This window comes from Curtobacterium sp. MCLR17_054 (assembly GCF_003234335.2).
Taxonomy (GTDB): Bacteria; Actinomycetota; Actinomycetes; order Actinomycetales; family Microbacteriaceae; genus Curtobacterium; species Curtobacterium flaccumfaciens.
Window position 1 is genome coordinate 2,633,087 of the sequence record NZ_CP126263.1, and the last position, 20,518, is coordinate 2,653,604.

Annotated in this window: 11 protein-coding genes; all 11 read right to left on the reverse strand. The window is 72.8% G+C overall.

The window, feature by feature from the left end; translation table 11 throughout:
• Positions 1-7: 7 nt before the first annotated feature.
• The 11 genes from DEJ08_RS12440 to DEJ08_RS12490 all read right to left on the reverse strand — a co-directional run bounded on the left by DEJ08_RS12440 (position 8) and on the right by DEJ08_RS12490 (position 20,484).
• The gene (locus DEJ08_RS12440) at positions 8-634 is read right to left on the reverse strand and encodes a thymidine kinase (RefSeq protein ID WP_111054437.1); all 627 of its coding nucleotides are present in this window, start codon (positions 632-634) and stop codon (positions 8-10) included.
• A complete protein-coding gene (locus DEJ08_RS12445; protein WP_035808846.1) occupies positions 634-1,335 on the reverse strand; it encodes a response regulator transcription factor in 702 nt (233 codons plus the stop codon). The genes DEJ08_RS12440 and DEJ08_RS12445 overlap by 1 nt, the downstream gene beginning before the upstream one ends.
• A complete protein-coding gene (locus tag DEJ08_RS12450) occupies positions 1,322-2,602 on the reverse strand; it encodes a hypothetical protein (RefSeq protein ID WP_181438979.1) in 1,281 nt (426 codons plus the stop codon). The genes DEJ08_RS12445 and DEJ08_RS12450 overlap by 14 nt, the downstream gene beginning before the upstream one ends.
• Positions 2,599-3,819 (reverse strand): sensor histidine kinase, encoded by a 1,221-nt coding sequence (locus DEJ08_RS12455; RefSeq protein WP_181438978.1) that lies wholly within the window; start codon positions 3,817-3,819, stop codon positions 2,599-2,601. Before DEJ08_RS12455 ends, DEJ08_RS12450 begins: the two co-directional genes overlap by 4 nt.
• Positions 3,820-3,989: 170 nt before the next feature.
• Positions 3,990-5,144 carry an Rv2578c family radical SAM protein gene (locus DEJ08_RS12460; RefSeq protein ID WP_111054436.1) on the reverse strand — a complete coding sequence of 385 codons (1,155 nt, stop codon included), beginning with the start codon at positions 5,142-5,144 and terminating at the stop codon, positions 3,990-3,992.
• A 58-nt stretch (positions 5,145-5,202) separates the two neighbouring features.
• The gene (locus DEJ08_RS12465; protein WP_111038071.1) at positions 5,203-6,690 is read right to left on the reverse strand and encodes a malate:quinone oxidoreductase; all 1,488 of its coding nucleotides are present in this window, start codon (positions 6,688-6,690) and stop codon (positions 5,203-5,205) included.
• A gap of 98 nt (positions 6,691-6,788) precedes the next feature.
• Positions 6,789-7,841, reverse strand: coding sequence for an aspartate-semialdehyde dehydrogenase (locus DEJ08_RS12470; RefSeq protein ID WP_111054435.1), 1,053 nt, complete (start codon positions 7,839-7,841; stop codon positions 6,789-6,791).
• Positions 7,842-7,884: 43 nt separating this feature from the next.
• A complete protein-coding gene (locus tag DEJ08_RS12475) occupies positions 7,885-9,150 on the reverse strand; it encodes an aspartate kinase (protein WP_111054434.1) in 1,266 nt (421 codons plus the stop codon).
• A gap of 116 nt (positions 9,151-9,266) precedes the next feature.
• Positions 9,267-9,866, reverse strand: coding sequence for a recombination mediator RecR (gene recR / locus DEJ08_RS12480; protein ID WP_017888680.1), 600 nt, complete (start codon positions 9,864-9,866; stop codon positions 9,267-9,269).
• Entirely contained in the window at positions 9,866-12,688 is a 2,823-nt protein-coding gene (locus DEJ08_RS12485; protein WP_284180468.1) for a DNA polymerase III subunit gamma and tau, read from the reverse strand. The genes recR and DEJ08_RS12485 overlap by 1 nt, the downstream gene beginning before the upstream one ends.
• Before the next feature lie 164 nt (positions 12,689-12,852).
• On the reverse strand, positions 12,853-20,484 hold the full coding sequence (locus DEJ08_RS12490) for a choice-of-anchor G family protein (RefSeq protein WP_181438977.1): 7,632 nt from the start codon (positions 20,482-20,484) through the stop codon (positions 12,853-12,855).
• Positions 20,485-20,518 lie beyond the last annotated feature (34 nt).

Here is a 20,518-nt window from a genome sequence, read left to right on the forward strand (position 1 = left end):
CGAGCGGTCAGGCGCCGTCGAGGCGGCCGCCGGACTCCGTCAGGTAGCAGTTGGCGCAGAGCGACTCGTAGGCGACGTCGACGCCGTCGATCGCGACCTGGGAGCCGTCGAAGACGAACCGGCCGTCGACCGTCCGGGCGTTGAAGACCGCCTTGCGGCCGCAGCGGCAGATGGTCTTCAGCTCTTCGAGGGAGTGCGCGACCTCGAGCAGGCGGGCGCTGCCGGGGAACGCCTCGGTGCGGAAGTCCGTGCGGATGCCGTAGGTGATGACCGGGATCTCGTCGAGCACCGCGATGCGCAGCAGGTCGTCGACCTGCTGCGGGGTGAGGAACTGCGCCTCGTCGACGAGCACGCAGCTGACGGGCCGCACCATGCCGTCCAAGCGGTCCGACTCGGGGTCGACGGCGCCTGCGGCGGTCACCGCCTGGCGCACGTCGGCGTCCGGCGAGAACACGATGTCGACGGTCCGGGTGACGCCGAGGCGGGAGACGATCTCACGGTCGCCCTTGGTGTCCACCGCGGGCTTGGCGAGCAGCACCCGGTGCCCGCGCTCCTCGTAGTTGTAGGCGGCCTGCAGCAAGCCCGTGCTCTTGCCGCTGTTCATCGCGCCGTAGCGGAAGTAGAGCTTCGCCACTACGCGAGGAACCCGTCCTCGGCGGCCCGACGGATGAGGTCGGACTTCTTCGAGGCGGGGCGGCCCACCTTGCTGTACTTCTCGCGCACGCGACGCAGGTAGGTCTTGGCGGTCTCGTACTGCACGTTCATCTGCGCGGCGACCTCGTTCGTCGAGTAGCCGGACACGTAGAGCCGCAGCGCCTCTTCCTCACCGGCGCTGAGCTTCGGCCGCTGGTGCGCGGCGGCACCCGTCGGCAGCGGACGCCACTCGCGGGGCTGCGGGGTCTCGCGGGCGACGCCCATGATCTCGCGGGCGACGTCCATGACCTCGCGCATCGGGAGCGACTTCGACAGGAACGCCGCGGCGCCCGCGGCCAGGGCCCGGTCGCGGGACTCACGGCTGTCGACGCTCGAGAGCACGATGACCTTCGCCCCGGCGGCACGGCAGGTGCGGACGCGGGCCTCGATCGAGACCGGTTCCTTGAGCTGGAAGTCCAGGAACACCAGGTCGGTCGGGAAGCTGTCGCTGTGGACCATCTCGAGCCAGGTGTGCGCGGTCAGGGCCAGGTCGAAGTCGAACGCGTTCACCGCGATCCAGCTCGACAGGCTGTCCAGCAGCACCTCGTGGTCGTCGAGGATGGCCAGCCGCACACGTCGTGCTCCCGGGTTCGGGAGGGACGGCGACCCCTCCGAGAGCCTGTTCGGGTCAGTGCTGGTCATAGGAGAACCTTAGTGCGAGGGCGGAAGGGCGGACCGCGACGTCGAGGTCGGGGAACGTCACGCGGAGGACGGCGAAGTAGGGGTCGAAGGTGCGGTGGATGCCGATGTCGGAGTCCGCGACGGCGAGCTCCATCTCGACGGACACACGAGCGGGTGCGGGTGCCTGCGCGGGCCGGGCTGCCAGGGCTGCCCGAGCCGCGGGGGCTGCCCGGGCCGCGGGGGCCGCGTGGTCCGCCGGGCGGGCCTGGGGCGCCGGGTCCGCCAGAGTGTCCGCTCGTCGCACGGTCGCGCGGAAGCCGGCCGGGTCGACGGTCGAGGCTCGGAGGGCCGCACGGACGAACGTGCGGACGACCGCCCGCTGGTCGGTGTCGAGCGTCGCGATGAGGCCGTCGGGGTCGTCGACCAGCGGCGCCTGGCCGCCGTCGACCCGGACGGCGTGCTCGAACCAGGTGCGGTCGGCGTCGGCGACCATGGACGCGCGGATGCCGTCGGCGATCGCACGGGCCCGGGCACGGTCGGCGTCGGTGATGACGTCGCGCGTGCGGAGCTCGGCGAAGAACGGGGCGACGTCGCGGGACAGGATCGTCGAGCGGTCCTGCTGCACGCTCGCCGCGATGCCGTCCCGCTCGGCGCGTGCGACGGAGTACGACCCGGCACGGATCTGCACCCGTTCGGCGAGCCCCGCGAAGGTCCAGGCGAACACCGCGGACGCGGCGGTCAGCACGAGCGTCGGGGCCGCGGCCAGGAACGCCGCGACGGCGACCGGCACCTCGTGCGGGAACTCCGCGGCGCCCGCGCCCCAGGTCACGGCGTTCACCGCGGCCAGCACGAGCCCGCCGATCGTCAGGTCGGTCCACGGACGGTACGGCGCGACCATGACGATGCCGGTCGCCGTGATCAGGGACATGAAGTCGTTCAGGGCGCTGCGGTCCGGCCCCCACTGCGCGGCGACGCTCGTCACCGATGCCAGGCCGAGCAACCCGACGTGCGCGACGAACGCCGACCGCGGGAACGGCGCTCGGAACGGGCTCGAGGCAGCGAGCACCACCACCGCCGAGGCAGCGACGAGCAGCACGGTGAGGGCACTGAGGGTGGGGCTGCCCACGACGTCGCGGTCGAAGATCGACACGAGCAGGGCCCAGACGACGCTGCCGGCCCCGAGCACGACGGCCAGGGGCCGCGACCCCATCGCGCCGAGCGGGTCGTACTGCTGCGCGGTGCGACGGGGCCCCGGACCGGACCCGAGCCGCTGCCGGATCGCGTTCATCGCTCGGTCCCCCGGCCGTCGCTGACCGCCGGCACGGTGACCGCGCCGGTGACGGGTCCGTACGGCACGGTCATCATGACGCTCGTGCCGGAACCGGGCGACGACCAGATCTGGACGTCACCGCCGACCCGGCCGATCCGCTCACGCACCGAACCGCGGAGGCCCATCCGGTCGGCTCCGGTGGCGTCCTCGTCGAACCCACGACCGTCGTCGACCACCATGACGGTGCAGGACGCGCTGTCGTCGAACACGCTGACCTCTGCGGCGTCGGTCCCCGCGTGCTTCCGCACGTTGGCCAGGCACTGGCCGACGGCCCGGACCACCGCCGACAGCGCACGCTGGTCCAGGCGCTCGAGCGCGGAGGGGTCACCCGAGACGGTCACGTCGAGCCCGAGCGTCCGGTGCTCGTCGACCATGGTGCCGAACGCCTCGGCCGCGGCCCCGGGACGCGGGCGGGCGGCCGGCGCGAGCCACCCCTTGCCGGTGAGCACCGCGACGTCGGCGTCGACCGTCTCGGCGAGGTGCGGGTCCATCGGGCCGTCCGGCGCGAGGGCGATCGCGCCGAGGTGGTTGAGCACGGTGTCGTGCAGGATCGCGGACGCCTCGGCCTCGACCCCGGCGCGGTAGGCGGACACGTGTTCTTCACGGGCAGAGCGCAGGAGCTCGGGCTGCACCCGTTCGCTCCGCCCGGTGCTGCGGGTCGTGAAGAGCACGAGCGCGACCACGAAGCCCAGCGTGACCCAGGCGAGGATGAGCGGACGGGGCGACTGGTCGGCCTGCACGATGGCGATCCAGGTGGCGAGTCGTCCGGTCAGGAAGCCGACGAAGGACCACAGCACGACGCGGCTCGGCACGGCGCCTGCTCCCCCGACCAGGATGAGCGGGATCACGACGAGGGACATCAGGTACGAGGTCACCCACCCGGTCGGCACCTGCTGCTGGACCCCGACGGCGAACCACCAGGCGCAGACACCGCCGACGGCCAGGAAGGCGATCGCCGAGACGCGGTTGCCGAACTGCACGTGCACGCCGATCATGGCGAGCATCGGGACGACGGCCAGCGCCGTGCCGACGACCTGCACCCCGGGCTCGGACAGGCCGTAGAGCACGAGCGTGATGGCCGCGGCCAACAGCGAGCCGATGGCGCCGGCGTGGAATGCGCGCACGGTCGACCACGCGTTCACTCGCGGTGCGAGGTGCGTGGGGATGCCGAGCACGAGGTGGATCCTTCCGGGTGGCGAGGGCGCCGTCCACGATCCAACCACCGGAGCAGCGGCCGTGTACCCCGAATCCGGGGCCGTGCGGCGACCCGCACGATGATAGCGGCCCGGACCGGGGTCTTGCTGTCCCCCGAACGTGGACCGGACACGACCCGGACGGACGCTCCTCAGAACAGCGTCTGCGCCGCAGCCGGCCGGAGCAGCCGCTGGTCGAACCCGGGGTCGGCGCGCTTCAGCGGTGACACCGTCGGCACCGACTGCTCCTGCGGCAGCGCCTGCGGCCCGCCCGTGCCCAGCCCCTGCGGCACGCCCGGCTGCAGCGTCCGCGGTTCCGAGAAGCCCATCGACCCCGTCGCCGGGTCCACTCGCCCCAGTCCGACCCCGTGCGCCGCCAGGATCGGGCGGATGCGCTCCGACAGCCACCGTCGGTAGTCCTTCGGCGCGTAGGTGTTGTCGAGGTACATCGCGCGGTACCGCTGCACCAGGTCGGGTCGCTCGCGGCCGAGCCACTCGAACCACCACGGCTTGACGCCCGGCCGCAGGTGCAGCGCCGAGTACATGATGGTCGTCGCGCCGGCCGCGGTCGCCCGACCGATGGCGTCGTCGAGGTGCGCCCGGGTGTCGGTGATGTACGGCAGCACCGGCATCAGGAACACGGCGCAGTCGAGCCCCGCGTCGCGGATGGCCCGCACGGTCGCCAGCCGGGCCGACGTCGTCGGGGTGCCGGACTCGACCGACTGCTGCAGCGAGTCGTCGTACACGGCGATCGACATCGCGAGGTCGACCGGCACCACCTTCGCCGCCTCGGCCAGCAGCGGCAGGTCGCGGCGCAGCAGTGTGCCCTTCGTCAGGATGCTGAACGGGGTGCGCGACTCCGCCAGCGCCTCGATCACCCCGGGCATCAACCGGTACCGCCCCTCGGCCCGCTGGTACGGGTCGGTGTTCGTGCCGAGCGCCACCGGGTGACGGTCCCACGAGGGCTTGCCGAGCTCACGACGCAGCACGTCGGCGACGTTCGTCTTCACCACGATCTGCTGGTCGAAGTCGGCGCCGCCGTCGAACTCCAAGTAGGTGTGGGTCGGGCGGGCGAAGCAGTACACGCAGGCGTGGCTGCACCCGCGGTACGGGTTGATCGTCCAGCCGTACGTGCCCGACCCGTCCGCGCTCGGCACCCGGTTCAGGGCGCTCTTCGCCAGGACCTCGTGGAAGGTCACCCCGGCGAACTCGGGCGTCGTCACACTCCGGACGAACCCGCTGTTCGATTCCATCCCGGGCAGCGCGTCGCTCTGCTCGGCGTCGATCGCCTGTCCACTCCACCGCATGCCGTCATTCGAACACACGTTCGAACAGACCGCAAACCCGAGCGGACCACGACAGGCCTCAGTGGTGCAGGCCGAGCACCTTCGCCGTGCGCTCGAGCGTGGCGTCGGCCAGAGCCGGGTCGTCCCCCAGGTCCTGCCCGTAGGTCGGCACCATCGCGCGGACGTCGTCCTGCCAGCCGTCCCACCGGTCCGGGAAGCACCGGCGCAGCATCGTGAGCATGATCGGCACGGCGGTCGAGGCACCCGGCGACGCCCCGAGCAGGCCGGCGATCGAGCCGTCGGCGGCGGTGATGACCTCGGTGCCGAACTGCAGCACACCGCCCTTGTCCTTGTCGGGCTTGATCACCTGGACACGCTGCCCCGCGGTGATGCGGTGCCAGTTCTCGGGCTCGGCGCTCGGCATGAAGTCGCGGAGCGCCTCGAACTTGGTGTGCTTCGACGCGAGGAGCTGGCCGACCAGGTAGCGGACCAGGTCGAAGTTCGAGAACGCGACGCTCAGCATCGGGCGGAGGTTGTGCGGTCGGATCGAGCGGAACAGGTCGAGGACCGAGCCCTGCTTCAGGAACTTCGGGCTGAACCCGGCGTACGGCCCGAACATCAGCGACGACCCACCGTCGACGATGCGGGTGTCGAGGTGCGGCACCGACATCGGCGGGGCACCGACGCTGGCCTTGCCGTAGACCTTGGCGGAGTGCTTCTGCACCACCTCTGGGTCGTCGGTGCGCAGGAACTCGCCCGACACCGGGAAGCCGCCGTAGCCGCGGATCTCCGGGATGCCGGACTTCTGCAGCAGGTGCAGGGCCCCGCCACCGGCGCCGACGAAGACGAACTTCGCGGCGATGCGCTGCGTCGACCGGCCGATCTCGTTGCGCACGTTGAGCACCCAGCCCTCGGACACCTTCGAGCGGGTCAGGTTGGTGACCTGGTGCGAGGGTTCGAACTCGACACCGTCGATCTCGAGCTGGTCGAAGAGCTGGCGGGTGAGCGACCCGAAGTCGACGTCCGAGCCGGCTGCCGAGTAGGTCGCCGCGATCGGCTGGTCCTTCTTGCGGCCAGGGATGAGCGCCGGTGCCCACTTCCGGATCTGCGCCGGGTCGTCCGAGAACTCGATGCCCGCGAAGAGCGGGTGGTTCCGCATGGCCTCGTACCGGGCGCGCATGTACGCGACGTTGGCCTCGCCCCACACGAAGGAGATGTGCGGCGTGGGGTTGATGAAGTTCGTGGGTTCGGGCAGCACGCCGGTCTCGACCAGGTGCGCCCAGAACTGCCGCGAGACCTGGAACTGCTCGTTGACCGTGACGGCCTTCGCGATGTCGACGCGGCCGTCCGGCAGTTCCGGCGTGTAGTTCAGCTCGCACAGTGCCGAGTGCCCGGTGCCCGCGTTGTTCCACGGGTTCGAGGACTCCTGCGCCACCGTGCCGAGCCGCTCGTACACGCGGATCTTCCAGCTCGGCTCGAGCTTGTGGATGATGGCCCCGAGCGTGGCACTCATGATGCCTCCGCCGATCAGGACGACGTCGATGGGGTCCACCTGCTGCTCTGCCACCCGTCGATCCTACCGGCGGCACCCGACAGACGGACAGGAGGCCCGTGGCGGTGTCGCCACGGGCCTCCTGTCCGTCTGCTGGTCGCGCCCGGGGCGCGCTACGCGTCGACGGAGCGGCGCGCGACGATCGTCTCGGCGATCTGCACCGCGTTGAGCGCGGCACCCTTCCGCAGGTTGTCGTTGCTGACGAACAGCACGAGGCCGCGGCCCTCGGGCGCGGACTGGTCCGCGCGGATGCGGCCGACGAACGCCGGGTCCTTGCCGGCGGCCTGCAGCGGGGTCGGGACGTCGGAGAGTTCGACCCCGGGTGCGCTCGACAGGATCTCGGTCGCACGTTCGGGCGACAGCGGACGCTCGAACTCGGCGTGCACCGAGATGGAGTGCCCGGTGAACACGGGGACGCGCACGCAAGTGCCGGCGACGAGCAGGTCGGGCAGCTCGAGGATCTTCCGGCTCTCGTTCCGGAGCTTCTTCTCCTCGTCGGTCTCACCCAGGCCGTCTTCGACGATGCTGCCGGCGAGCGGCACGACGTCGAAGGCGATCGGACGGACGTACTTGACGGGCTCGGGGAACGTCACGGCGGATCCGTCGTGCGTCAGCGCAGCGGTGTCCTGCTCGAGCGCGGCCTTCGCCTGGCCCAGGAGTTCCTCGACCCCGGCGAGCCCGGAACCCGAGACCGCCTGGTAGGTCGTCGCGACCAGGCGGCGGAGCCCGGACTCGGTGTCGAGCACCTTGAGCACCGGCATGATCGCCATGGTCGTGCAGTTCGGGTTCGCGATGATCCCCTTCGGCGCCTGGTCGATGGCGTGCGGGTTCACCTCGCTCACCACGAGCGGGACGTCGGGGTCCATGCGCCAGGCGCTGGAGTTGTCGACGACGAGTGCCCCGGCGGCGGCGAACTTCGGCGCGAGGGCCCGCGAGGCGGTGGCCCCGGCGGAGAACAGCGCGATGTCGATGCCGGACGGGTCGGCGACCTCGGAGTCCTCGACCACGATCTGCTCGCCGCGGAACGGCAGCGTCGTGCCGGCGGAACGGGCGCTCGCGAAGAAGCGGACCCGGTCGGCCGGGAACGCGCGCTCTTCGAGCAGGCGACGCATCACGGCGCCGACCTGGCCGGTGGCGCCGACGACGGCGACGGTGAGGGTGCTCATGCGGTGCTCCTGGTGGTTCAGCGGATCGACGGGTCGGCGGGCGTCAGCGGCCGGTGCCGGCGTAGACGACGGCCTCGGCGTCGGCGTCGAGGCCGAACGCGCTGTGCACGACGCGCATCGCCTCGTTCAGGGTGTCGGCGCGGGTCACGACCGAGATGCGGATCTCGGACGTGGAGATCATCTCGATGTTGATCGACGCGTCGTGCAGGGCGCGGAAGAGCTGCGCCGAGACGCCGGCGTTCGTGCGCATGCCAGCGCCGACCAGGGCGAGCTTGCCGATCTGGTCGTCGTACTGGATGCTCTCGTAGCCGATGTCGGCCTTCGCGACCTCGAGCGCCGTCAGCACGGTCTGGCCCTGGTCCTTCGGCAGGGTGAACGAGATGTCCGTCCGCCCGGTCGACGCCGCCGACACGTTCTGGACGATCATGTCGATGTTCGCCCCGGCGCGTGCCACGTTGGTGAAGATCTCGGCGGCCTTGCCCGGCTGGTCCGGGACCCCCACGACGGTGATCTTGCCCTCGGAGAGGTCTCCGGCGATCCCGGTGATGATCGGTTCTTCCACGGTTTCCCCCTCGGCAGGGTTGTAGACGATGGTGCCCTCGTTGTTGTTGAACGAGGACCGGACGTGCAGGGTGACGCCGTGCCGCCGGGCGTACTCGACGGCGCGGATGTACAGGACCTTGGCACCCGAGGCTGCGAGCTCGAGCATCTCCTCGCTGGTGACGCGTTCGACCTTGCGGGCCTTCGGCACGACGCGAGGGTCGGCGGTGAAGATGCCGTCAACGTCGGTGTAGATCTCGCAGACGTCGGCGTCGAGTGCTGCGGCGAGGGCGACGGCCGTGGTGTCCGAGCCGCCGCGGCCGAGCGTGGTGATCTCGCCCGTGGTGCGGTTGAAGCCCTGGAACCCGGCGACGATCGCGACGTGGCCGGAGTCGAGCGCCTCGCGCACGCGCTTCGGGGTGACGTCGACGATGCGGGCCTTGCCGTGCTGGGCGTCGGTGAGCATGCCGGCCTGGCTGCCGGTGTAGGAGGACGCTTCGACCCCGAGGCTCTTGATCGCCATCGCGAGCAGCGCCATCGAGATGCGCTCCCCCGCGGTCAGGAGCATGTCGAGCTCACGGCCGGCGGGGATCGGCGTGACGGAGTGCGCCAGGTCGACGAGTTCGTCGGTGGTGTCGCCCATCGCCGACACCGCCACGACCACGTCGTTGCCGGCCTTCTTCGTCTCGACGATCCGCTTCGCCACGCGCTTGATGCTCTCGGCGTCCGCGACGGATGAACCACCGAACTTCTGCACGATCAAGGCCACTGGCTGGTACTCCCGGAGACGGCGACACCGCGAGGTCTCGCGGTCTCACAATGGTAGTCGGTGTTTCGGGGATGTTGCGTGCGAGCGGGCCCCGACGCAAGGATCCTGCGTGGCGGTCAGCCGCCGACGACGCGGCGCCCTTCGAAGGCACGACCGAGCGTGACCTCGTCGGCGTACTCCAGGTCGCCGCCGACCGGCAGCCCCGACGCGAGCCGGGTGGTGCGGATGCCCATCGGGACGAGCAGCCGACTGAGGTAGGTCGCCGTCGCCTCGCCCTCGAGGTTGGGATCGGTCGCGATGATGACCTCGGCCACGGTGCCGTCGGCCAGACGTGTCATGAGCTGCTGGATGCGGAGGTCGTCCGGTCCGATGCCGTCGATCGGGCTGATCGCCCCACCGAGCACGTGGTACAGCCCGCGGAACTCGCGGGTGCGCTCGATCGCCGCGACGTCCTTCGCCTCTTCCACGACGCAGATCGTGGCCGGCGAGCGGCGCGGGTCGCGGCAGATGCTGCACTGGACGTTCTCGGTGACGTTGCCGCAGATCTCGCAGAAGCGGACCCGCTCCTTGACGTCGGCGAGCAGCTCGGACAGCCGGCTCGGGTCGAACGACTCGGTCTGCAGGATGTGGAAGGCGATGCGCTGCGCCGACTTCGGGCCGATGCCGGGCAGGCGACCGAACTCGTCGATGAGGTCCTGGACGATCCCGTCGTACATCAGGCACCGTCCTGGTGGAGAGCGGTCTCCTCGATGAACTGGGCGTTGAGGATCTCACGCACGACGGCCTCGCCGTACCGGCCGGCGACCGGGGCGCGGCGTGCGGGCGGTGCGGTGCGCGCGGGTGCGGCGGTCGGCTGGGCCGCGCGCTGCGGTGCGGGCTGCTGCGCCGGGGCTGCCGGCCCGGCGGCTGCGGGCGCTGCGCCGCGTCCGATCCCCGGGTCGGGGAACGGGGCACCGTCGTCGTACGGTTCGTCGTCGAGTGGGTAGTCGTCGACCGGGACGCCCGGCACGACGGGACCGCCGGGAGGCACGGCTCCCGCTCCGGACGCCGCCTGCGGCCCCGGGGTGGTCGGGCCGTCGGGCTGCCCGGCCGTGGCAGCGCCCCGTTGCGCGGGTGCGGCCGACGGTGTCGGCTCGGTCGGCTGGGGCGTGCTCGTCTCGGCGGGGGCGACCGGCGCGGACGCCGGCACGGTGCCGAAGGGTGCTGCCCAGCTGGGCTCGACGGACTCCGGGACGGCGTCAGCGGTGGGGTCGCTGGCGGGGATCGTCGCGACCGCCCAGTCCGTCACCGGCGCACCGGATGGAGCGGGGGCCGGTTCGGCCGGTGCCTGGTCGCGCTGTGGGGCGGACGCGGTCGGCGCTGCCTTCGGCTCCGGCGAGGACTTCGGCGCCGGCGCGGACTTCGGCGCGGGCGCTGCCGTCGGCGCAGGAGGTGCCGTCGACTCGGGTGCTGCCGACGCGGCCTTCGGCTCGGCGGCAGGGGCAGCCGTCGGCGTGGGCTCACCAGCGGAAGCCGGCGCCGGGGACTCCGGTGCTGCGGGCGCCGGCGCCGGGGCCGGGGCCGGGGCCGGGGTCGCGGCGGCGGGCGCCTGGGCAGCGGGCGCCGGACGCTGGGCCGGTGCGGCGGCCTGCGGTGCCGGAGCCGACTGCTGCTGCTGCTGCTGGGGACGCTGCTGCTGTCCGGGCCCGCGGGCGACGAACTTCACCCGGAGGCCGAGGACGTCCACGATGGCGGCACGCAGCAGTTCGCTGACGCTCGCCGAGGGGTCGGACATCTCCTTGAACGAGGCGACGTCCTGCTGGCTCGGGAACGTCAGCGTCAGCACGTCGTCGCGGAGTGCAGTGACCTGCGCCGTGACGACCACCGACCACGCCGAACGCTTGGCGTGCTGCACGTGCTCGACGATCTGCGGCCAGGAGTCGCGCATCTGCTGGAAGCCGACGGCACCGACGGTCCGGACGGCGGGCTCGTCCCCGATCGTCGTGCCCTGACCGGTGGACGACGGGCTGACCGGCTCGGCCGCGGGCTTCGAGGGCTCCGGCTTCGCGGGCTCCGGCTTCGAGGGCTCGGACTTCGCGGGCTCGGCCGAGGTCTGCGCGGGTGCTCCAGGAGTGCTCGGAGCGACCGCTGCCCACGACGCTGCGGCGTCACGGGCAACGGCTCCGGAGTCGGCCTGCGGCGCGGCGGGCTGCTCGACGGGACGCTCGGGCGTCGGACGAGCCGCTGCCGGAGCGGGCGTCGGGGCGAGGGAGGGAGCAGGCGCTGCGGGAGCCGCGGCTGCCGGCTGCTCACGACGCGGTGCAGCGGAGACGACGGGAGCGGACTGCTCGCCGGCGCCGGCCTGGTGTCCACCGGCGTCGTGTCCACCGACGTCGCCCACCCCGACACGACGTTCCAGGCGCTCGACCCGGGCGAGGGCTCCGCGCTGGGTGTCGTCGGCCTCGGGCACGAGCATCCGGGCAGTCATGAGCTCGAGGTGCAACCGGGGCGAGGTCGCGCCGGTCATCTCGGTGAGGGCCCGGTTCGCGATGTCGGCGGAGCGGGAGAGCCCGGTCGCGCCGAAGACCCCGGCCTGGCGGCTCATGGTGTCGAGTTCTTCCGGGGAGACCCCGCGCAGGACGGCGGCGGCGCTCTCGTTCGTCGCCGCGACGACGATCAGGTCGCGCAGGCGCTCGAGCAGGTCCTCGACGAAGCGGCGGGGGTCCTGTCCGGTCTGCACGACGCGGTCGATCGCGGCGAACGCGGACGCCGGGTCGGCGACGGCCAGGGCGTCGACGACGTCGTCGAGCAGGGCGGCGTCGGTGTAGCCGAGCAGGGCCACGGCACGCTCGTAGGCGATCGCACCGTCTTCGCTGCCGGCCATCAGCTGGTCGAGCAGCGACAGGGTGTCACGGACGGATCCACCGCCGGCACGCACCACCAGGGGCAGGACGCCGGGGGCCACCGACACGGACTCCTGCGTGCAGAGCTGCTCGATGTACTCGAGCATCACCGCGGGCGGGACGAGCCGGAACGGGTAGTGGTGGGTGCGCGACCGGATGGTGCCGATGACCTTCTCGGGCTCGGTCGTCGCGAAGATGAACTTGACGTGCTCCGGGGGTTCCTCGACCAGCTTCAGAAGCGCGTTGAAGCCCTGCGGCGTCACCATGTGCGCTTCGTCGAGGATGAAGATCTTGTAGCGGTCGCGAGCCGGCGCGAACACGGCACGGTCGCGCAGGTCACGCGCGTCGTCGACACCGTTGTGGCTCGCGGCGTCGATCTCGATGACGTCGAGCGAACCGCTGCCGTCGCGGGCGAGTTCCACGCAGCTCGGGCAGACGCCGCACGGGGTGTCGGTCGGGCCCTCGGCGCAGTTCAGGCAGCGCGCCAGGATGCGGGCCGACGTCGTCTTGCCGCAGCCACGGGGCCCGCTGAACAGGTAGGCGTGGTTGACGCGGTTCGTGCGGAGCGCCGTGCGGAGCGGGTCGGTGACCTGCGACTGCCCGATCAGCTCGGCGAAGTTCTCGGGCCGGTAACGGCGATACAGGGCGGTGACCACGCGACAAGGGTAGCCGTCACGACCGACAACCCGCGTGCCCGTCCACAGGTCGTCCTGCCGGGCCGGACCACCCGTCGGCGGTGGGCCGAGCGCCCGGACGGCACCGCGCCTCCCGTCCGTCTGGTCGACGGGCGGGAGGCGCGGTGTGTGACGCTGGTGCGGACTCAGCCGCGGGTGCGGCGACGGAGCCTGCCGGCGAGGCGGGAGAGCCCCAGCAGCAGGAACCCGAGGGCCACCAGGCCCGCCGCGGTGCCGGCGATCGGGACGACGTCCGCGCCGGTCCAGGCGAGGGCACCGGTGCCGTTGCCGGAGCCACCGATCCCGGCGCCGGAGCCGTTCCCGGAGCCACCGCCGATGCCGGAGCCGTTCCCGGAGCCGTTTCCGGTCCCGGTGCCGGAGCCGCCGCCGGTCCCCGGCGTCCCGGGCAGACCGGGCGCACCCGGCGTTCCGGGGGCCCCGGGCGTCCCAGGCGTCCCAGGCGTCCCCGGGGTGCCGGGCGTGCCCGGCTCCTCCGGGTCGACGGCGTCGTCCATCACCATGACGCGGAGCATCTGCGCCTGCGAGGTGAACCCGCCGACCGACTGGGTGACGCGCAGCATGTGACCGCCGACCGGCAGCGCCACCATGACCCACCACTCGCCGTCCTCGTCGGCCGTCGTGGCGACCGCGTCGCGGCCCATCGGCTGCACGGTGACGGTCGCGCCGGGCTCGGCGGTGCCCGTGACCATCAGGTCGTGGTCACCGTCCTCGTCGGCCATGTACTGCGAACCCGGTGTCGGCGAGGTGACCGCGAGCGGCTCCAGGGTGTCGACCACGATCGGCACCTGCGGCGCCGCCGAGGTCGTGCCGTTCACCGACTGCGTGGCGCTGATCGTCCACTCCCCCTCGGGGACACGCTCGAACACGACGCTCCACGCCCCCTCGTCGTCGGCGGTGGTGGTACGGACCTGCCCGGTGGACAGGGTCACCGTCACCGCGGCGCCGGGGGTGGCCTGACCGGTCACCGTGAACGAGCCGGTGTCACCGAAGCCGTCCGCCTGGATGAGCTGCCCGGCGTCGGGGCTCGTGATGACGATGCCCGTCTCCTGCGCAGCCACGACCGTGACGTCGGCGGTCACCGGGTCGGAGGTCCGACCGCCGACCGTCTGCGTCACCGACACCGTGTGGTCCCCGAGGGGGACGCCACCGATCGTGACCGTCCACGAACCGTCGTCGCCGGCGGTCGTCGTGGCGGTCCGGCCGTCGACGTCGACCGTGACGGTCGCACCGGGCTCGGCGGTGCCGCTCACCGGGACCGACGTCGTCGACCCCGTGGTCGGGAACGCCTGACCGTCGGTCGGGCTCGAGATGACGACCGGCGTCGCGGCCGTCACGGTGAAGCCGACCTGCGGAGCGTCGGTGGTGGCACCGTCGACCGTCTGGCTGGCGGCGACCGTGTGGGATCCCTCGGCGACGTCCCGCACCGTCACGGACCACGTACCGTCGTCGTCCGCGGTCGTGGCGACCGCGGTGCCGTCGTCGATGCGGACCGAGACAGCGGCGTTCGGTGCGGAGGTACCGGTCACCCGCACGTCGGTCGAACCGCCGAGCACCCGGTGGTCGGTGCCGTCGGCCGGGCTGGTCACGACGATCGCGTCCGCGGCGGCGACCACGACGGTCACGTCGCGCTCGATCGCATCGGACGTCGTGCCGTTCACGACCTGGGTGACGACGAGCGTGTGGTCCCCCGCCGGCACGTCGGCCAGCGTGGTCTCCCACCGTCCGTCGGTGCCGACACGGACCACGACCGGGTCGGCGTCGTCGAGGACGACGCGGACCGACGCGCCGGGCTGGCCCTCGCCGCCGACCGGGACGGTCGCGGTGGGGTCGGTGCTCGGCACGGTGAACGTGGTGTCGTCGGCCGGTGCGGTGACCGTCAGCGCGGCACCGGGTGCCACGGTGAAGGTGCTGCGCACCGCCGCGGACGTCGAGCCGTCGACCGTCTGGGTCGCCCGGATCGTGTGCTCGCCGACGGTGGTGTCCGGCAGTTCGACGCTCCAGGTACCGGCGTCGGTCGCGGTCACGGTCCGGGCGTCGCCGCCGTCGATCGTGACACGGACCTCGGCACCGGGCTCGGCAGCCCCCGCGGCGGTGAGGGTCGCGACGGAGTCACGCTGGGCGACCCGGATCGTGGTGCCGTCCGCCGGGGTGGCGATCGTGATCGGGTCGGCGACGAGGACGCGGACGTCCACCGTCACCGGCGCGGACTCGGTGCCGTCGATGCGCTGCGTGACGCTCACGGTCGTCGTGCCGGCCGGCACACCGGGGACCGAGACGCTCCACGCGCCGTCGTCGTCCGCGGTGGTCGACTCGGTGCGACCGTCGCCCAGGTCGACCACGATGGTCGCGCCCGGCTCGGCGGTGCCGACGACGTCGACCGTCGTCGTGCCGTCCCCGTCGGCGACCGTGTACTCCTGGTCGGCCGTCGGCTCGGTGATGACGACGGGCGCGCCCGCCTCGATCTCGAAGGTCGTCTCGACCGGCGTGGTCGAGGTCGAGCCGTCCACGGTCTGCGTCACCTCGACGGTGTGCTCGCCGACACCGAGGTCCGGCACGTCGACGCTCCACGAGCCGTCGTCACCGGCGGTGACCTCGACGGGGTTGCGGTCGTCGACGGTGACCGTCACCGTGGCGCCGGGCTGGGCGTCACCGGCGACCGTCACGGTCGTCGTCGCGTCGCCGTCGGCCACCGTGATCGGGTCGTCGCCGGGCTCACGAATGGTGAGGTCCGCGGCGGCGACCACGGACACCGGTCGTTCGACCGCCGCGCTCGTGGTGCCGTTCAGGGCCTGCGTGACCGAGGCCGTGAACGAGCCGGTCGGCACGTCCTCGACCGTGGTCGTCCAGCGGCCGTCCTCGTCCACGGTCGCCGTGGCGGTCCCACCGTCGCCGAGGTCGACCGTGACGGTCGCGCCCGGCTCACCGGTGCCCGCGAAGTCGACCCCGGTGGTGGCGTCGTCGTCCGCCACCGTGACGGTGGTGGCACCGCGCGGGGTGGACACGACGAGCGGGGCGCCGGCACGGACCGACACCGCCGCAGTCACCGGCGTCGAGGTCTGCCCGCCGACGACCTGCGTCGCGGTGACGCGGTGGTCACCGACCGGGACGTCCTGGAAGGTGGTCTCCCACCGGCCGTCCTCGTCCACGGTCACCGTCTCGGTCTCGCCGGTCGAGATCCGGACCGTCACCTCGGCGTCGGGCTGCGCCCGACCGGTCACCTCGACGTCGGCGGTGCCGGACGTGTCGGCGACCGTCAGGACGTCGCCGTCCTCCGGGGTCACGATGGCGAGCGCGGTCCCGGCCCGCACCGTGACGGTCTGGTCCGGACTGGAGGCGGTGGTCCCGCCGACCGTCTGGCTGGCGGTGAGCGTCGGGGTGCCGACACCGACCCCGCCGAACGTGACCGTCCAGTCGCCGTCCGCGTCCGCGGTGGTGGTCGCCTCGTCGTCGCCGAGTCGCACCGTCACCGGCGCGCCCGGCTCCGCCGAACCCGTGACGACGACGTCGCGCGTCGCATCGGCGTCCGGCACGAGGAGGACCACGTCGGTCCCCGGCGCGGTGATCGTGACGGCGTCGGCGGCCTCGATCGTCACCGTGCGCTCGACCGGGTCGGAGGTGCGCGGGTCGGAGACTGTGCCGGCCAGGGTCTGGGTGACCGTGACCTGGTGCTCGTCGACACCGAGGTCGGGGAACGTGACCGACCACGTGCCGTCGGCACCGACCGTCGTCTCCTGGTCCTCGGAGCCGGCGAGGGTCGCCGTGACCGCGGCGCCGGGCTGGCCGGTGCCGGTGACCGTGACGTCGCGCACGACGTCCGGTCCGGCGACCGTGATCGGGTCCGTGGCCGGACCGGTGATCGTCAGCGCGTTGGCCGTGACGACCTCGAAGGTGATCGGGACGGCGCTCGTCACGACGTCCTCGACCTCCTGGCTCGCGGATGCCGTGTACACGCCGGTCGGGGCGAGACCGGTGGCGTCGACCGCCCAGCGTCCGTCGTCGTCAGCCGTGGTGGTGAACCGGGTGCCGGGGCCGACCGAGACGGTCACCACGGCGCCGGGCTCGGCCGTGCCGGTGATCCGGACGGTCGCGGTGGCGTCGGCGTCGACCACGACGAAGCGTGCGCCGCTCGCCGGGGTGTCGATGACGATGGCGTTGCCGGGGACCACGGTGAAGTCACGCGTGACCACCGGGCCGTCGGTGCCGTTCACGGTCTGCACGGCCTCGACCGTGTGCTCGCCGATGCCGAGCTGCGTGGTCGGGAGCTCCCAGTTGCCGGCCGTGTCCGTGACGACCTCGACGGGGTCGCCCTCGTCGATCGTGACGGCGACGGTCGCGCCGGCCTCCGCGGTGCCGCGGACGACCACGTTGGCCTGCCCGCCGGTGCCGGCGGGGACCTCCTGGGCGTCACCCGGTGCCACGATGACGAGCTCGTCGCCGGCCTCGACCGCGAAGTCACGGTCGACCGGTGCTGAGGTCGCACCGTCGACGGTCTGGGTGACCGTCGCGGTGTGGTCGCCGGTGCCGACGTCGGTGAGGACCACCGACCAGGCGCCCTGCGGGTTCGCGGTGGTGGACACCGCGTCGCCGTCGTCCAGGACGACCTCGATGCGGGCACCGGGCTGCGCGGTGCCCCGCACGGTGACGTCGACGACGGAGTCGTCGGTCGCGACCGTGACGGTGGCGTCCTGCGCCGGAGCGGTGACGGCGAGCGGGGCGCCCGCCTGCACCGTGACGACCTGGCGGACGGCCGGCGAGGTGGTCCCGCCGACGGTCTGCGTCGCCGAGATCGTGTACCGACCGACCGGGACGTCGGTGACGGTCAGCGTCCAGGTGCCGTCGTCGTCGGCCGTCGTGGTGGCGGTCAGTCCGTCGCCGAGCGAGACCCGCACCTCGGCGCCGGCCTCGGCCGTGCCGGCCAGGTCGAGGTCGGTGGTGGTGTCGGCGTCGAGGACCGTGACCACGTCGCCGTCCGCGGGCGCGGTGATCGCGAGCGGGTCGCCCGCCTCGACGGTGAAGGTGGTCTCCACCGGGCCGGACGTGGTGCCGTCGACGCTCTGACGCGCCGTGACGGTGCGCTCCCCGACCGGGACGTCGGCGAAGGTCGTCGTCCAGGCGCCGTCCTCGTCCGCGGTGACCGCGGCGGTGAAGGAACCACCGATGCCGACGGTGACCCGGGCGTTCGGAGCGGCCGAGCCGGACACCGTCACCGGGGTGGTCGAGCTGTCGTCGGCGACGGTGATGGTGCTGCCGTCGGCCGGCTCGTCGATGGTGAGCGCGGGGGCCGCCGTCACGGTGAAGTCCCGGGTGACCGCGGCGCTCGTGGTGCCGCCGACGGTCTGGGTGACCTCGGCCGAGTACTCCCCGGCCGGGACGTCCGTGACGCTCGTCGACCAGGTGCCGTCGGCGTTCGCGCGGGTGGTGGCGGTCAGGCCGTCACCGAGGTCGACGTCAACGCGGGCACCGGCCTGTGCGCTGCCGGAGAACGGGACGGACCGGGTGTCGCCGGCGAGCGGGAAGTCCTGGTCAGCCGTGGGAGTGTCGACGGTCAGGCCGGCTGCGGCCACGACCCGGAAGGACCGGGTCACGGGTGCCGAGGTCGTGTCGCCGACGGACTGCGTGACGCTCGCCGTCTGCTCGCCGACCGGGACCTCGGGGACGGTGACGCTCCAGGCGCCGGCGTCGTCCGCCGTGCCCGTCGCGGTCACGCCGCCGCCGAGGTCGACGTTGATGCGCGCGTTCGCCGTCGCGGTGCCCGTCAGGGTGACCGGGGCGGTCTCCCCCGTGGTGGTGAAGGCCTGACCGGCCGTGGGGGTGGTGATCGTCAGTGCACGCTGGGCGACGACGGAGAACTCCTGCGTCGCGGTGCCGGCCGCTGTGCCGCCGACCGTCTGGGTCGCGGTCGCGGTGTACGCACCGGTGGGGACGTCGGCGATGGTCGTCGTCCAGGTCCCGTCGGCAGCGACGGTCGCGGTGCCGGTCAGGCCTCCGCCGAGGCTGACGGCCACGGCGGCACCGGGCTCGCCGGCCCCGCTCACGACGACGCTGCGGGTCGAGGTCGCCGACGGCACGGTGAACTGCTGTCCGGCCGTGGGCGCCGTGATGGTCGGAGCCGCGAACGCCGTGGCGCGCACGGTCGAGGTGGCGAGGTCCACGGTGGCGACGTTCGCCCCGGGGAGCACGGAGAGCCGCAGGGCGTGCACGCTCCGCGATCCGGTGTCGTACCCGCGGGGGTCGCGGAAGCCGGTGGTGTCCTGCGCGTTCACGGTGAGGTCGACGACCTGACGGAGCAGCAGCACGACGGGGCTCAGCAGGGTGGAGACGGCCGAGGTCGTCGCCGTGAGCGTCGTGCCGAGGTTCGTCAGGGCCGTGCCCGTCACCAGGGGACGCACGATGGTCTGCAGTGCCGGGATGACGACGGTGTTGACCGCCGGGGCGAGCAGGGTGCCGAGCACGTTCAGCCCGAGGGGGCCACCGGTCGCCGTCACCGTGGCGGTGGCGGGCGACGTGCCGGCGAGGGCGCCGAGCGTGGTGTCCGCGCGGAGGGCCAGTGCGGTGAGCGGGATGCCCGCGAGGTTGACGTTCGCGGTGACGTTCACCCGGACCGCGGTCGAGTTGATCGTGTTGACGACCGCCGTGTGCAGGGCCGTCGGCAGCTGCGTGCCGAGGATCGTCGTGATGCTCCGGTTGATCGAGCTCACCGCCGCCTCGGTCAGCACCGACGTGTTCGCCGGCTGGCCGTTCAGCGTGGTCAGCTGGTCGAGGTCGACCGTGATCGCGCCCGTCGCCGGTGTGATCGTCACGGCGCCGTCGGTCAGGGGTTCCTGCAGGACCCGGGTCAGGGTGTCGTCGAGGTTCAGGTCCACGGCCGCGGTGACGTTCGCACCGTTGACGTTCACCAGGCCGAGGCTCGTGCCACGGAGCAGCCGCTGGATGTCGGCGGTCAGGGCGGTCGTGGTGCCGGAGAGGGCCCCGTCCGCGCCGACCGCGGAGTTCACCGTTCCCGAGAAGGTGCGCAGGTCGTTCCGGAGCGCGGTGCTGAGTCCGGCGACCGCGGGGCTCGTCAGGTCCAGCTCCGCACCGGCGATGCGGTAGTCCGTCGCCGTCTCGACCGCGGTGCCGCGCGTCGCCTGGATCCGGGACGCCAGGGCACCGATCTCCAGCTGCGCGTTCGACAGCACCGTGGCGTCGGCGCCGACGCGCGAGAACAGCGGGTTGAGGTCGAGCGTCGCGGCGCCGGTGCCCGACCCCGTGCCGACCCCGATGCCGCCGTCGTTCGTCAGGAGCCCCGACGACGCGGTCGCGCCCGTGGCCGAGGTCGTGGCGTACTGGCCGTCGACGCCGAGGGTCAGGATGCCGTTCGGGCCGAGCAAGTTGATGTCGTTGCCGAGGTCCACCCCGATGGCGTTGAGCGCCGTCAGATTGAGCGGCTGGTTCGTGGTGCCGCCGCCCGAGGTCGCACCCCGCGCGGAGTACGCGCCGCCGAGCTGGGCGACCGCGTCGGCGTCGACGATGCCGGAGCCGCTGAGCAGCAGCCCCTCGGCCTCGGCGACGTCGGTCTGGGCGGCCGCAGCGGGTTGGATCGCCACGGTGGCGGCGATGAGCGCCGTCACCGTGGCGACGACGCCGCCGCGCAGGAGGAACCGCCGACCGTCCGTCGCTCGTCCTCGAGCTCGGCCGTCGGCGCGGGTGATCCGTCGTGTCCGTTCGTCCGCTGCGGAGGGTACGGGGGTACCGGGCAGCGACGCGTGCCTGCGCATGCGTGTCTCTTTTCCTGGCGGGCGCGCCCGCCAC

Excerpts from the sequence above, each read along its gene's own strand:
- DEJ08_RS12445 (WP_035808846.1), bottom strand. The coding sequence starts at position 1,335 with ATGACCAGCACTGACCCGAACAGGCTCTCGGAGGGGTCGCCGTCCCTC.
- DEJ08_RS12450 (WP_181438979.1), bottom strand. The coding sequence starts at position 2,602 with ATGAACGCGATCCGGCAGCGGCTCGGGTCCGGTCCGGGGCCCCGTCGC.
- DEJ08_RS12460 (WP_111054436.1), bottom strand. The coding sequence starts at position 5,144 with ATGCGGTGGAGTGGACAGGCGATCGACGCCGAGCAGAGCGACGCGCTG.
- DEJ08_RS12470 (WP_111054435.1), bottom strand. The coding sequence starts at position 7,841 with ATGAGCACCCTCACCGTCGCCGTCGTCGGCGCCACCGGCCAGGTCGGC.
- recR (WP_017888680.1), bottom strand. The coding sequence starts at position 9,866 with ATGTACGACGGGATCGTCCAGGACCTCATCGACGAGTTCGGTCGCCTG.
- DEJ08_RS12490 (WP_181438977.1), bottom strand. The coding sequence starts at position 20,484 with ATGCGCAGGCACGCGTCGCTGCCCGGTACCCCCGTACCCTCCGCAGCG.